The organism is Halobacillus sp. GSS1 (assembly GCF_017307035.1).
GTDB lineage: Bacteria > Bacillota > Bacilli > Bacillales > Halobacillaceae > Halobacillus > Halobacillus litoralis.
Genome location: NZ_JAFLHE010000003.1, coordinates 45,187 through 59,213, shown reverse-complemented (window position 1 = coordinate 59,213; position 14,027 = coordinate 45,187). Strand labels below are relative to the sequence as shown.

The window sequence follows — 14,027 nt, the reverse complement described above, 5'->3', positions numbered from 1 at the left end:
TCCTTTTTTACAAATAAAGTCGTAATAAAAGTCGGCATTTGTGGAAAAATGAGCACGATTAGATGAAAAACTAAAAGGGACAAATGGAACCCAAAAATATGAAAAGCAGGTGATCGGATGGATCTACAACAAAACTATAAAGCAGGCGACATCGTTTACGTGGTTTACAGAAACCCACACACGTATGATGTAGCCAATGTGCAAGAAGCTGCTGTTGTAAATAACCCTGAACAACCAGGAGAATTGGCTTTGTTTTTATATGAAACCTATTTTCCGCTGGATGAAAATATCGCAATATATGCCTCCGAAGGGGAAGCGGAACGCGCGTACTACGATGCCTTTGGTGGGGGAGTAGAATCGGAGGGTGAGCTGTGGTAAAACCATTCATGCCAGAACTTGTCTATATCGAACCAAGAGCTCTTGAATACCCTTTAGGTCGGGAATTAAAAGAAAAATTCGAAGGTTTGGGAATAGAAATCAGGGAGACCACCTCGCACAATCAGGTGCGCAACCTTCCTGGGGAAAATGATTTTCAAAAATACCGGATGGCGAAATCCACACTTGTGGTCGGGGTAAGAAAAACGCTTAAATTCGATACATCGAAACCCTCTGCGGAGTATGCCATTCCTCTTGCAACAGGGTGCATGGGGCATTGCCACTATTGTTATCTGCAAACCACGATGGGCAGCAAGCCTTATATTCGTACGTATGTGAATGTCGAGGAAGTGTTTGATGCGGCTGAACAATATATGAAGGAGCGTGCGCCGGAAGAGACCCGCTTTGAGGCCTCCTGTACATCCGATATCGTTGGAGTCGATCACTTAACCCACTCGTTGAAGCGGGCGATTGAATACTTTGGAGAATCAGAACACGGACGACTTCGTTTTGTAACGAAATTCGCGCATGTCGACCATCTGCTCGACGCCAAACACAACGGAAGAACAAGATTTCGCTTCAGCATGAATGCAGATTATGTCATCAAATACTTAGAACCTGGCACGTCCCGTTTAGATGAGCGGATTGAGGCTGCTGCGAAAGTCGCAAAAGCCGGCTACCCTCTTGGGTTCATCATTGCACCAATTTATTTGTACGAGGATTGGAAAGAAGGATACCGTATCCTTTTTGAAAAGCTTCAGGACAAATTGCCGGACTATGCTACGAAGGATTTAACCTTTGAATTGATTCAACACCGCTTTACAAAACCGGCGAAGCGCGTCATCCAAAAGAATTATCCGATGACAAAATTGGAAATGGATGAGGAAAAACGCAAATACAAGTGGGGCAAATATGGCATAGGAAAGTACGTTTATCAAAAAGATGAACAAGAAGAAATGAAGAACGTACTAGGCGGATACATCAATCAATACTTTCCTGAGGCAAGTCTCGAATATTTCACGTGAAACAAAACTCAGAGCATGGCTCTGAGTTTTTCATTTCTCAAAATACTCCCTATTCCTGACCTTTCTTTAAAACTTGTAAGAGGTGCCATTCCCAGGGAATATTTTCAGTGCAGAACACAAACAATAGAGGGAGATGAAAAGGAGGGTTCGTATGGCTTTTACCGTTTTTTTTGTGTCTGCGTGGCTGATTATAAGTATCTTCACGATCATCCCGAAGCGATTAACGATCATAGAAAATTCATTTATATTTTTAACCACAAGTGTCATCAGCATTAACTGGACGTGGATCATTAACGAAGAGCTAAAGTATGTGAAAATTACAGAGGACCCTGCAAATTACGCCGGCTTTTTAATTTTTCGGAGTATAATTATCCCTACTCTTTTGATGGTTCAACTGAATTTATACGATCATTCATCATCTGCGATGAAAAAGGGAGTAATTTTCACTGCTTCCGTGATTTGCTTACTTTTACTTACCATTCTATCCAGGGTCCTTGATATTTCTACTTACAAAGAATGGAGTCTGGGTTTTGATGCTATTTACTATGTATTTCTCCACTTTTTCAGCATCGGTGTATGGAAATTAATTAGGAAAACAACGCACAATGAGGTGAAGCACTCGTGAACTTCCTTTGGCAGACCTTCGATAAAAATGAAATAACCATTTTAATACTCCTCACTCTTGCCTACACCCTCTTTTTTATCCTCCCTTTTAAATTCAAACGGGAGATCACCTGGCTGTTAATGCTCCTGGGTTTTACAATCGGGGTGTTCTTCGACTTTACCATAGGTGGAGGGCTCATTGATTTTTTCACGTTGAATGATACGAATCACTATGAATTGTTCGACTTATGCTATTACTTGATTTTCGCACCATTCAGTTATTTTTTCATTTATTTCTATGACATGTTCAACATCCATAAAAAAACGTTTATTTTCTATATTCTTCTCTGGGTCATCGTTGGAGTCAGTATGCAGTGGGTGTTTACAAAGCTTGGGATTGTTGAATTCCAAAACGGCTATAGAATCAGTTTTTCTTTCGCAGTCTTTTTAACGACTCAGACGTTTACAGCGCTCTATTATGAGCTTATCCAATCAGGCGTTCAGGTTTTGAAAAAAATCTGAAACCCCTGAATTTAATCTCCAAGGCGAAAATTTTTTTCTTTTCCATTTCTCAACACGAAAGGTCACCCTTCTTTTTTAGGGTGACCTTCCTTTTTTCTCGGAGAGGATAAAGTCTCAGGAGAAGATTCCGTATTCATTAATTTCTATATCCACTTTCACATTAACCTCAAGCTCCGAATAGTTATCCCGCCATTGCGTAAGGTCAAAATCCCCCCTCCTCGTCTTGGCAAAATTCCCAAGTCCCAGCGGGTCCACCCCTTTTTCCTTAAACAAAGAAATCAATTCATTTCCTTCCTTGTTAAAAAACTCAGCGAATTTCTCTTCCATTTCTCTCGCTAATTCGGGAGACGCATCGCGTTTAATCCCGGACATTTCATTTACTTCGGCTTTTAACTTGACTTTGATGTCAAACTGCGGATTGTCGGTGGGTCCTGATAGACTGTAGTCAACATTTGACCCGATGTTTTCCATCATGATCACGCCCCCTTCAAACGGGATTTCCTGCATCCCTTTAATAAAATTTTCTTTTAACATTTTAAATGTAAAAATAGCAGAATCGGGTATCTCAGCGACAAGTACTCCTCTTTTAAAGAAGCCAACTCCGGAAAGTTCGACAAAGGTTTCGTGTTTTTTCAATAGTGGAAGGAATGGATCCATTCCCTGCGCATAATACGCATATAAGAAATCATGCAGGCTTGTCGATGGAAAATTGTAGAGGGTATTATTTTCAATGAGCCCCTGCAAATGCTTCGAGGTCGTCTCATCCTGAGTGTACCCACCTTCAATTAAGTCCTTAGAAGAGCCTTCCGCAACTCCTAAGAACATATTTCTGCTTAGCCTGGGATCTCGACTAAGGACATCGATAAAATCAGCCAGATCATTTTCTGCTAGTTCTTTGCTATATAATGTGACAGCCAATTTCCCGATTGATATAGGTCTTGAAGATTGCTTCTGTATTTCTACTTCTACATCTTTGGTTGAATCAGCTTGAACCGTTAAATAGAGTTCCGAAGCTGCCTGCTTATCTTCGCTCTTTCCGTATTGAGGAATGGATACTGTCCCCTGAAGTCGTTCTTCCTCTCCTGCATCGTATCCGACAATTTGAACAATCGCGTTCTCCTCCACGCTCCTGCTTGGCATACACCCGTTCAAAAGTACAACAGACACCATCATAAGAAAAAGCCATTGTTTTTTCATGTCCGTTTCCTCACTTTATCTGTAATCGTCTTGAGAATTAATAACACAGGGATATATAGCAGGACGTATAAACCAAGTTGTCCCGACCAGTTATTCACAGAATCAATCATCGGCCGCGCATCGATTAGGACAGCAGGGAAATAGAGGGCGATACAGAAAATAATGACCAAATATTTCTGCTTCACATTGAATACTCGCTTTGGAATTCTGGTAGCTCCCCATAATCCCAGACATATATTCGGAAGGACGACATAAAGCCACATGGCTATCCCTACGAATTCAAACCGTTCAATAAAAGGAAATTCGACAATTTTCCACGCGGAAATCGTACCCCATACCACTTGCTTCAATTGCTCTTCACTATAATAAACGAACGTCACAAGGACACTGATTAAATAAATCATCGTCGTGTAAAATACTCCATAATGAGCCCATTTCTTGGATTTTTGCGGGTCTTTGATAAAAGGATAGTAAATCAAGAGGAATTCCAGGCCTATAAAGCTGAGAATACTATTTTTCGTTGCAGCTAATATGTCTGGAACACTATGACTGATCACTGGATAGATGTTCATGGTGTGACCAGCTTCTACAGGGAAATATTTAAGCAGCAGAATTGGTAGTCCAATAATGACGCTGATCAAGCAAACCCCCGTAATCACCCGGAACCCCCCGCTGACCAGATAATACACAAGAAGCAGGAGTACAAAGGCGAATACCCATACGTGAAGCCCGGGGAATACCCAGACTCTAATGACTTCTATGAATGTAATAATCACGGTGAAGGCGAGCAGAGTGAAATAAGCACAAAAGAGGAGGCTTAAAAAACCTCCTACGTATTTACCAAAAATCTTCTTATGGATTTCGACAATATCGCCTCCTCCATTTTGAAGAAGTCGATAGATCATCCAAAGGATCACATGTAAGATACCACCCGCAATCAATACAGCAACCCATGCATCAAATCCTGCTTTTTCTACTAAGTACTTTTCAAAACCGAGAATTCCGACACCCACCTGCATGCTATGAATCAGAAAGAAGACATAGGCAGGTGTGACTAAGTAATTCTCAGGTATATTTAATCCTTGGCTGTTGTTCAACTTATTCATCGATATCCCTCTTCGCGTTCACTCGTGATGGATTCATCCGTTGTGGATCTTCTGTCCTCATGAGAACCGGCCGCTCCGTCTGCTTGTTGAAAGGCAGACGGATAAAAGCATCCTTCAAATCTTTGATTCTAAGCGGATAAAGCGGTTCGAAAAAAGGACGCCCGATGGATTGTAATTTAATGAGATGACCAATAAAAAAGACCATACACATCGAAACCCCTATAAGCCCCCATAGCTGTGCACCAATGATAAATGGAAAGCGGATCAACCGAATGGTGTTACCAATTTGGTAAACAGGGGTCGTAAAGGAAGCCAGGGCACTAAGGGCGACGATAATCAATAGCACATTACTCGTAAGTCCCGCGTCTACTGCTGCTGTACCAATAACGATACCTCCTACGATACCGATCGTTTGACCGATTTTCGTCGGAAGTCTGGCTCCTGCTTCACGTAATAATTCAATCGTCAATTCAAGAACAATCACTTCCAGTATCGGTGGAAACGGAATATCCGAACGGGACGAAACGATTGTTGCCATGAGTGCAGCTGGTATCATTTCGTGATGGTACGTGAGGACCGCTACATATAAAGGTGTACTTAAAACGGAAAAAATGACAGCAAATAAACGAATCAAACGGAAAGCGGTCGCTAAGTGCCAGGGGAGGAAATAGTCATCAGACGCCCCAAAGAATTCGACAACCGTTGTCGGACAGGTTAAAGCATGGGGGGAGCCTTCGACAAGAATGGCAACTTTTCCTTCAACTAAGTTCGAAACAACCCTATCAGGCCTCTCAGTATCCAGCAACTGAGGGAAAGGGGAATTGGAATTATCAGCAATGATCTGGGTTATAAAGGAACTATCCGTCAAGTGATCAATTTCAATTCCTTTCAACCTCTGTTCAACGGTTTCTACATTGTCCTGGTTTACAATCCCATCAATATAGATCACACATACACGCGTTTTTGATACTTTGCCAATATTCATTTCTTTTATCGTTAACTGCGGTAAAGGTAGACGTTTTCTAATGAGATTAATGTTCGTGTTCAGCGTCTCTACAAACGCCTCTTTAGGTCCTACCACACTGAATTCAACTTCAGGTATGCTGACATCTCTTGATTCTAAAGAAATGGAAGGAATAAGAACTACTTCCTCATCGGTTTCATGCATCTGAATCATGATGTAACCAAACATGACTTTCTCTTGTATTAGATCGAGTTTAGATGTCACTCGAACGTTCTCCACTGGAATTCTTTCCTTCATCTCTTCTAATGTGTGCAAGGACTCTTCATTCAATGTCGTTAACACACTTCGATTCAATATCTTCGAATCACACATCGTTTTCAAATACGAAATTGTGCATCTCGTATTTCCACTTAACTGGTAATGGACAAAATCCTCCGATTGTTGCATTGCTTGAAGAAATTCAGAAAGAGTACCGTTCTGCTTTTTTTGGTTTTGTTGATTTTGTGGCTCCTTTTTATTTTTCCGCTTCCATTTCCACATAACGAACTCCCTTTTAATCAAAATCTGACTACTTTCTCCTATCATCCTCTTTTCGTAATAATTTATACCTGGACGGAAAGTATAAAAGAGACAAGGAGGACGAACCATGATTTACGCCTATGTATCGCCATTATTCATCGTTGCCTTAGTGTTTATATCAACGTTGTTCGTCATCGACTGGTTAGCTAAATTGCTGATTTACATCTTCCTTGTGAACCTGGTTTGTTTACCGGGGTATCTGCTGTACAAGGAAGAAGTAAAAGAAAGTAAACTAGAACCGCCACCATCACCACAGGAGGGGAATCAATATGTCCCAAAAAACACTGACAGCCAATGAAATAGGTCTATTATGGACACAATATATTCAGAACAGTATGGCCATCCCTGTTCTGGAACATTTTCAACTCACCCACAGGGATGAAGAAATCCAACCTTTAATTAGTCTGGCAAGGGAAATTGCGGAACAGGGAGTGAACGATTGCCATCGTTTCTTTGAGGAAGCAGAACTTCCCATTCCCAACGGTTATTCTATGGATGACCTGAATCCGAATGCACCAAAACTTTTTACGGATTCATTCATGTTAACCTTTTTAGAACATATGGGGCAGGCAGGGCTTACTTCCGATGGTTTTTCTTTAGGAGCCTCTTCCAGAGAAGATGTTCGGAATTTCTTCAGTGAACGAATACGCAAGCAGGACCATCTTTTTCACGAGTGTGTGAACATCGGACTTGATAAAGGTATTTATACAAGGCCCCCTCAAATTGCTATCAAAAATGAAACCGAGTACATTGAATCGAAAAGCTACTATCACCCTTTCAGTAAACGTTCTTTGAACGCAATGGAAATCACCCACTTGTATGAAAACATAAAAAATAACACAATCGGGGAAGTGTTATGTCAAGGATTTGCTCAGACAAGTAAAAACAAAACGGTCAAAGAGCACATGAAACAAGGGAAGAAAATGTCGATTAAACATCGCAAATTATTCTCAGACCTTTTGGACCAGTCCGGCATCATGACACCAATGGTATCTGCGAACTTCTTGACCACCCACACAGACCCTGTCTTTTCTGACCGACTGATGATGTATTTAATCAGCGTTCTTGCTTCAGCTGGACAAGGAAATTACGCCACCAGTTCATCTGTCAGCCTCCGCTACGATATCGTATTTACCTATCAGAGGTTGATCTTAGATACAGCGATCTATTCTAAAGACGGTCTGGATATCATGATCCACAATGGATGGTTTGAAGAACCCCCTCAAGCTCCAGACAGAGAGAAACTCATCCAATAATTTTTAGCGGAAGAGGAATCGATATGAAAGAAAAACGACTGGAAATTTTATTATGGAGCATTGCCTTTCCGGGATTCGGTCAGCTATTGAACGGGCAGGTCATCAAGGGGTTATCCTTCATCCTTTTAGAAGTGATTCTCAACGTGAACAGCTCTTTCAACATGGCCATTGTCCATAGTTTTCACGGAAATATAGAAAAAGCCATTGAAGTGACGGACTATCAATGGCTCATGTTCTACCCTTGTGTGTACATGTTCGCAGTCTGGGATGCTTATTGTCAGGCCGATGGGGAATGTCCCCCTTATACTTTTGTTCCTTTTGCATTTTGTGCCTATTCCGTAACCATTGGGTTGATCTATTCTCCTCTGTTTAAGGTAGGAGGAGTTTTAATTGGACCGGTTTGGCTGCCCATTCTATTCCTGCTGCCAGGAATTATCCTTGGACTCTTCGTAAGATCATTATTATTACGCTCTTCCAGAACCCCCTCATAACTCTTACCATGAAGGGGTTTTTGTTATGTTTGTTTGGTTTTTCCAAAATGGTGGAATGACACCAAACAAACATGATTTGAGGAGGACTTCATTTATGAATAGAGAACAACGCCAAACAGATGGTCAACCAGGACAAGAACAATCCATACAGCCGGGCAAGGAGAAAGAGATGCATCCCTCTCCCTTACAAGCAGACGAGGACTACAAGAGTGGTAATAAATTAGGTGGAAAAGTCGCATTAATTACAGGTGGGGACAGTGGCATTGGAAGATCGGTAGCCATTGGCTATGCAAAAGAAGGTGCCGATGTTGCCATTTCCTACTTAGAGGAGCATGATGATGCTGAGTATACGAAGAAGAAAATTGAAGAGGAAGGACGCCGTGCCATCTTGATTCCTGGAGACGTAGGGGATGAAGAAATATGTAAAACAGCGGTTGAACGCACGGTGAATGAGCTCGGTCAATTAGATATTCTCGTCAATAATGCTGCTGAACAGCACCCAACGGATGATTTGTTAAATATATCAACCGAACAATTAGAGAGTACCTTCCGGACGAACATTTTCTCTATGTTCCATCTTACAAAAGCGGCTATTCCTCATTTGAGACAGGGAAGTGCGATTATCAATACTGCTTCGGTCAATCCCTATGTCGGGAACCCTGAACTTGTCGATTACACAGCAACAAAAGGAGCAGTTGTCGCGTTTACCCGCTCCATGGCCAAGCAATTAGTGAACAAGGGGATCCGTGTGAATGGAATTGCTCCAGGTCCGATTTGGACCCCGCTCATTCCAGCTACATTCCCAGAAGATAAAGTCGAAGAATTCGGTACTAACACACCGATGGGACGTCCAGGACAACCGGTAGAGCACGTTGGAAGCTATGTTCTGCTTGCCTCCGACGATTCCACCTATATGACAGGCCAGGTTATCCATATCAATGGTGGAATGTTTACATCCAGCTGATCGAAAGGAAAGAAACAGATGCCAGAAGGACCAGAAATCAGACGTGCAGCAGATTCCGTAGAAAGAGCATTAAAGAACAAAACCGTCCTCGATATCCATTTTGCCTTTGAGGATTTACAAGGGTATCAAGAAATTTTGCGCGGGGCCACGGTGACAAGCGTCGACACTAAGGGAAAAGCGATGCTTATCCGCTTCAACAATGACCTGGTTATTTATTCACACAACCAATTATACGGAAAGTGGTACATTAGAAACGCTTATAACTACCCGAAAACGAACCGGCAATTGCGGATGGCCATTCATAATGAAAAGAAGTCAGCCCTCCTTTACAGTGCTTCCGATATTGAAGTGCTCAAAGACGGCGAAGAGGAAGATCACCCTTTTCTTTCAAAAGTAGGACCTGATCTCTTAAGTGAAGAGGTGAATCCTGACGATCTTTTTGCACGTTTTCAGGAAAAGAGATTCCAACGAAGGAAATGGACGTCTTTATTGCTCGATCAATCCTTCATCGGAGGGATCGGTAATTACTTACGCAGTGAAATTCTATTTGTTGCTGGTATTTCCCCATTTGTAAGACCGATCGATTGCACAGATGACCAACTTTATCGTGCAGCAAAAGCTTGTATCGACTTGATGTGGCGTTCGTATGAGAACAAAGGCATCACCAACGATCCAGCCCTTGCAGAAAAGTTAAAAAAAGAAGGCAAAAAGCGGTACGAGTATCGACATTGGGTTTTCAACAGGGAAGGTAATCCCTGTCGCATTGATGGAACGGAAATCATTAAGTTCCGTGCTGCTTCCAGGCGCTGTTACTACTGTCCAACCTGCCAAAAAAATCCCGCTCCTTCTTAATAGGAGCGGGATCTTTCTTATCTTCCTAACCAGCCACCATCAATCGCCAACTGATGGCCGTGTACATAACGAGAAGCATCAGAAGCGAGAAAAACAGCGGCACCGATGAAGTCTTCGGGTTTGCCCCAGTCACCAGCTGGAATACGATCAAGAATTTGCTTGTTCCGCTCTTCATCCTGAATGAGCGCGGTATTCATATCAGTTGCGATGTAGCCAGGAACGACACTGTTGACATTGACTCCTTCTTTCGCCCATTCATTCGATAGAGCTTTCGTCAACTGGGAAACACCACCTTTAGAAGCCGCATAGGCGGGTACGCGAATCCCCCCCTGATAGGACAACAAGGAAGCAAAGTTGATGATTTTCCCGCTTCTGTTCGGTACCATATAGCGCCCCGCTTGTTGACAAAGGGTCCAAGTCGTTTTCAGATTGATATTCAGAACATCGTCCCAGTCCTCTTCAGAAAAATCAACAGCATCCGAACGTCTCTGGATTCCTGCTGCATTCACCAGAATATCTACATGGCCGAATGCTTCCACAACGAGAGGTATGCCCTCTTTCACTTGCTCTTTATCATTTAAATCACACGGAATGATGTGACAAGTTCGCCCCTGATCTTCAATTTCTTCCTTAACGTCTACTTGTGAGGTGTTCCTCTGTAGCAGAGCAATATCGGCACCAGCCTCAGCCAGGCCTATAGCCACAGCACGGCCAATCCCTCTAGTTCCACCGGTTACAGCCGCTACTTTTCCATCTAAACGAAATAAATTCTCTGACATTCCAATCCCCTTTCACGATACGATAGCGTTTACATTCTCTTATATACCATTCTATAATAACAAGGAAATTCCTTTCATTATTTTAAATTAATTTATGAAATTTATTTTCACTATGAACGAAAGAAAATATGTTCCGCATGGATGCCGTCCTCCGATAAGGTGAGTCTTCCGAATGAATACATAGGTAACCGCCTTTTATCCGTCAAAGATCCAGGGTTGAAAAGCAGTGTTTTTTTAAAATAACGAAGAACTGGGATATGAGAGTGTCCGTAGATCAACACATCCGGGGGATCCTCTTGAAAAGCTTCCAGTACACGCTTTTCCGTCGTCTTTTTATCTCCGTGGCCATGGACAATTCCAATCTGGTACCCTTTCCATTCCAGTGTTTGTTTGGCCGGAAATTTGTCTTGAATATCTTCTCCGTCCACATTGCCATACACTCCATACACGGGAGCATAGTCTTTCAACATTTCATAAAGCTCTAAAGTCTTCCAATCTCCAGCATGAATGATGGCATCCACATCCTTCAATTCTTTTATAAAACGTCTTGGAAGCTGTTTTGCTTTTTTCGGCATATGAGTATCTGACAGCACAAGGATTTCCATTCTTACCCCTCCTCTTTCTCTTATTCCTTAAAAAAATAACCTCTCTACCCTTAGGCAGAGAGGCAAACAATTTATTGAATCGGTGTTTTATTCGGTGTTCCCGCTTTTCTCGGGTATTTCTTCGGTGTTTTTCTTCTTTTTTCAATGATGGCGATGTTTCGCTCACTGCCCTCTTCGGGCAATTCAAACGTGTGAACATCAAGAACTTCCCCACCGACGATTTGAATAGCAGCTTTAGCGTCTTCCATTTCATCTTTCAAGTTCGGACCTTTCATCGCCATGAATCTGCCGCCTTTCGTAGCCAAGGGCAAACATAACTCACTAAGGACGGACATTCGCGCAACGGCGCGGGCCATCACAAGGTCATAACTTTCACGGAAATTCGCATTTTTCCCGAAATTCTCGGCACGATCATGATAAAATGCGACATCATCCAGCTCCAATTCGTGGCCTAAGTGGTTCAAAAATGTGATTCGTTTTTTCAAAGAATCGACAATCGTCACTTTTAACTGTGGGAAGACGATTTTCAATGGTAAGCTCGGAAAACCGGCCCCCGCTCCGACATCACAAATACGGAGCGGTTGATTGAAGTCATAGTAGAAGGCTGCCGTCAAAGAATCATAAAAGTGTTTCAAATAGACGCCTTCCTGATCGGTGATTGCCGTAAGATTCATTTTTTCATTCCACTCGACGAGAATCTCAAAATACTTCTCGAACTGGCGCTGCTGGTGATCGTCAAGCTCTATGCCATGTTCATCTAATGCTTTTAGAAAGGTATTGATATTCATAAGTCCATCCTTTCAAATTATTCCCCGGATACGCGGGCGATTTTCCCTTGTTCAATATAAACAAGCAGGATGGAAACGTCCGCGGGATTGACCCCTGAAACACGAGAGGCCTGCCCGACAGATAGAGGTCGTACGGATTTCAGACGATCACGGGCTTCTGTCGCAAGACCATGAATCGCATCATAATCGATATCCTCAGGAATTTTCTTCGTCTCCATCTTTTTCATGCGGTCGATTTGTTCCAGAGCTTTTTTAATATAGCCGCTGTATTTCACCTGGATCTCCACCTGCTCTTTAACATCATCAGGCAGGGAAGCATCGCTTGGAGTCAAGCGTTCCAAGTGACTGTAATTCATTTCCGGACGTTTCAGTAAGTCTGTTGCACGAATGGCGTCTTTCAGTTTCGATCCACCCGCTTCTTCAATGACAGCTTGAACCTCTTCCGTCTCTTTCAAAATGACTTTGTCGAGACGCTTTTTCTCTTCTTCGATCAAGCGCTTCTTCTCCTTGAAACGCTCATAACGATCTTCAGGAATTAAACCAAGTTGATAGCCGATTTCTGTGAGACGAAGATCCGCATTATCGTGACGAAGCATCAAGCGGAATTCCGCGCGTGACGTAAGAAGGCGATATGGTTCACCCGTTCCCTTAGTGACAAGGTCATCAATCATAACGCCAATGTAACCTTGAGAACGGTCAAGGATTAATGGTTCAAGGTCGAGCGCTTTCGCAGCGGCGTTGATTCCTGCCATCAAGCCTTGCCCGGCAGCTTCTTCGTATCCGGAAGTTCCGTTAAGCTGTCCAGCTGTGAACAGGCCTTCGATCTGCTTCGTTTCAAGTGTCGGCCATAACTGTGTCGGCACAACGGAATCATACTCGATGGCATACCCTGCACGCATGATTTCCGCTTTTTCAAGACCTGGAACGGTACGCATCATTTCATTCTGCACGTATTCTGGAAGAGAAGTGGAAAGACCTTGGACATACACTTCTTCTGTATCTCTTCCTTCAGGCTCAAGGAAAATCTGGTGACGCGGTTTGTCATTGAAACGAACGATTTTATCTTCGATGGATGGACAATATCGCGGCCCTGTCCCTTTGATTGCTCCTGAATACATCGCAGATAACCCTAAGTTATCGTTAATGATTTTGTGTGTATCTTCATTCGTGTACGTCAGCCAGCACGGAATTTGATCGGTGATGAACTCTGTCGTTTCATAGGAAAAGGAGCGTGGTTCTTCTTCTCCCGGCTGAATTTCTGTTTTGGAATAGTCGATCGTGTGACTGTTAACACGCATCGGCGTTCCGGTTTTGAAACGGACCATTTCTATGCCCATTTCCTCCAGCTGTTCAGAAAGTGAAACCGTTGAACGTTGGTTGTTTGGGCCACTTTCATACGACAAGTCGCCAATGATGACGCGTCCCCGCATGAAAGTACCTGTCGTCACAATTACAGTAGGAGCATAGTAGGCTGCTTTCGTTTCTGTTACGACACCTTTCACCTGATTATCTTCCACCAGTACTTTTTCAACCATCGCCTGGCGAAGCGTCAAGTTCTCCTGATTCTCAAGAACCCGCTTCATTTCTTTGATATACAATGGTTTGTCTGCTTGTGCACGCAACGCACGCACAGCAGGACCTTTTCTTGTGTTCAAAAGGCGCATTTGGATGTGGGTTTTATCAATGACTCGACCCATAGCTCCGCCTAATGCATCAACTTCACGTACAACAATCCCTTTTGCGGGACCACCAATGGACGGGTTACACGGCATAAAGGCAACGAGGTCGAGGTTCAAAGTCAGCATTAACGTTTTCGCTCCGCGGCGCGCGGCAGCAAGACCTGCTTCTACTCCGGCATGACCAGCACCAATAACAATTACATCATAATGCCCTGCATCATATGTCATTCGGATGACTCTCC

At 43.0% G+C, this 14,027-nt stretch carries 16 protein-coding genes; 9 read left to right on the top strand and 7 right to left on the bottom strand.

Annotation, left to right across the window (positions count from 1 at the left end):
- The first annotated feature begins 117 nt into the window (after nt 1–117).
- The 4 genes from J0K78_RS08820 (at nt 118) to J0K78_RS08805 (ending at nt 2,525) form a co-directional block, all read left to right on the top strand.
- Nucleotides 118–378, top strand: coding sequence for a transcriptional regulator SplA domain-containing protein (locus tag J0K78_RS08820; RefSeq protein WP_160910502.1), 261 nt, complete (start codon nt 118–120; stop codon nt 376–378).
- Nucleotides 372–1,400 (top strand): spore photoproduct lyase, encoded by a 1,029-nt coding sequence (splB, locus tag J0K78_RS08815; RefSeq protein WP_206946350.1) that lies wholly within the window; start codon nt 372–374, stop codon nt 1,398–1,400. Before J0K78_RS08820 ends, splB begins: the two co-directional genes overlap by 7 nt.
- Before the next feature lie 151 nt (nt 1,401–1,551).
- Nucleotides 1,552–2,025, top strand: coding sequence for a hypothetical protein (locus tag J0K78_RS08810; protein ID WP_206946349.1), 474 nt, complete (start codon nt 1,552–1,554; stop codon nt 2,023–2,025).
- Nucleotides 2,022–2,525 carry a hypothetical protein gene (locus J0K78_RS08805; protein ID WP_206946348.1) on the top strand — a complete coding sequence of 168 codons (504 nt, stop codon included), beginning with the start codon at nt 2,022–2,024 and terminating at the stop codon, nt 2,523–2,525. The genes J0K78_RS08810 and J0K78_RS08805 overlap by 4 nt, the downstream gene beginning before the upstream one ends.
- A 114-nt stretch (nt 2,526–2,639) precedes the next feature.
- On the opposite strand, the gene J0K78_RS08800 is transcribed toward J0K78_RS08805, so the two are convergent.
- The 3 genes from J0K78_RS08800 to J0K78_RS08790 are packed head-to-tail and all read right to left on the bottom strand — an operon-like array spanning nt 2,640 to nt 6,332.
- Nucleotides 2,640–3,722: a Ger(x)C family spore germination protein gene (locus J0K78_RS08800; RefSeq protein WP_206946347.1), complete on the bottom strand. Its 1,083-nt coding sequence runs from the start codon at nt 3,720–3,722 to the stop codon at nt 2,640–2,642.
- Entirely contained in the window at nt 3,719–4,828 is a 1,110-nt protein-coding gene (locus tag J0K78_RS08795) for a GerAB/ArcD/ProY family transporter (protein ID WP_206946346.1), read from the bottom strand. Before J0K78_RS08795 ends, J0K78_RS08800 begins: the two co-directional genes overlap by 4 nt.
- The gene (locus J0K78_RS08790; RefSeq protein WP_206946345.1) at nt 4,821–6,332 is read right to left on the bottom strand and encodes a spore germination protein; all 1,512 of its coding nucleotides are present in this window, start codon (nt 6,330–6,332) and stop codon (nt 4,821–4,823) included. The genes J0K78_RS08795 and J0K78_RS08790 overlap by 8 nt, the downstream gene beginning before the upstream one ends.
- Nucleotides 6,333–6,438: 106 nt before the next feature.
- Here J0K78_RS08790 and J0K78_RS08785 point away from each other — a divergent pair, with 106 nt between their 5' ends.
- The 5 genes from J0K78_RS08785 (at nt 6,439) to nei (ending at nt 9,934) form a co-directional block, all read left to right on the top strand.
- The gene (locus J0K78_RS08785; RefSeq protein ID WP_206946344.1) at nt 6,439–6,669 is read left to right on the top strand and encodes a hypothetical protein; all 231 of its coding nucleotides are present in this window, start codon (nt 6,439–6,441) and stop codon (nt 6,667–6,669) included.
- A complete protein-coding gene (locus J0K78_RS08780; RefSeq protein ID WP_206946343.1) occupies nt 6,641–7,627 on the top strand; it encodes a DUF3231 family protein in 987 nt (328 codons plus the stop codon). Before J0K78_RS08785 ends, J0K78_RS08780 begins: the two co-directional genes overlap by 29 nt.
- A gap of 23 nt (nt 7,628–7,650) precedes the next feature.
- The gene (locus J0K78_RS08775; protein ID WP_206946342.1) at nt 7,651–8,118 is read left to right on the top strand and encodes a hypothetical protein; all 468 of its coding nucleotides are present in this window, start codon (nt 7,651–7,653) and stop codon (nt 8,116–8,118) included.
- 94 nt (nt 8,119–8,212) lie between these two features.
- Nucleotides 8,213–9,082 (top strand): SDR family oxidoreductase, encoded by an 870-nt coding sequence (locus tag J0K78_RS08770; protein WP_206946341.1) that lies wholly within the window; start codon nt 8,213–8,215, stop codon nt 9,080–9,082.
- 18 nt (nt 9,083–9,100) lie between these two features.
- Nucleotides 9,101–9,934 carry an endonuclease VIII gene (gene nei, locus J0K78_RS08765; protein WP_206946340.1) on the top strand — a complete coding sequence of 278 codons (834 nt, stop codon included), beginning with the start codon at nt 9,101–9,103 and terminating at the stop codon, nt 9,932–9,934.
- Between the two features lie 17 nt (nt 9,935–9,951).
- On the opposite strand, the gene J0K78_RS08760 is transcribed toward nei, so the two are convergent.
- The 4 genes from J0K78_RS08760 to mnmG form a co-directional block, all read right to left on the bottom strand.
- Nucleotides 9,952–10,713, bottom strand: coding sequence for an SDR family oxidoreductase (locus J0K78_RS08760; protein ID WP_206946339.1), 762 nt, complete (start codon nt 10,711–10,713; stop codon nt 9,952–9,954).
- A gap of 110 nt (nt 10,714–10,823) precedes the next feature.
- Nucleotides 10,824–11,318 carry a metallophosphoesterase family protein gene (locus J0K78_RS08755; protein ID WP_206946338.1) on the bottom strand — a complete coding sequence of 165 codons (495 nt, stop codon included), beginning with the start codon at nt 11,316–11,318 and terminating at the stop codon, nt 10,824–10,826.
- 71 nt (nt 11,319–11,389) lie between these two features.
- A complete protein-coding gene (gene rsmG, locus J0K78_RS08750; protein WP_206946337.1) occupies nt 11,390–12,106 on the bottom strand; it encodes a 16S rRNA (guanine(527)-N(7))-methyltransferase RsmG in 717 nt (238 codons plus the stop codon).
- A 17-nt stretch (nt 12,107–12,123) separates the two neighbouring features.
- Complete coding sequence (mnmG, locus tag J0K78_RS08745) at nt 12,124–14,013, bottom strand: tRNA uridine-5-carboxymethylaminomethyl(34) synthesis enzyme MnmG (protein ID WP_206946336.1); 1,890 nt, start codon at nt 14,011–14,013, stop codon at nt 12,124–12,126.
- Between the last annotated feature and the right edge of the window lie 14 nt (nt 14,014–14,027).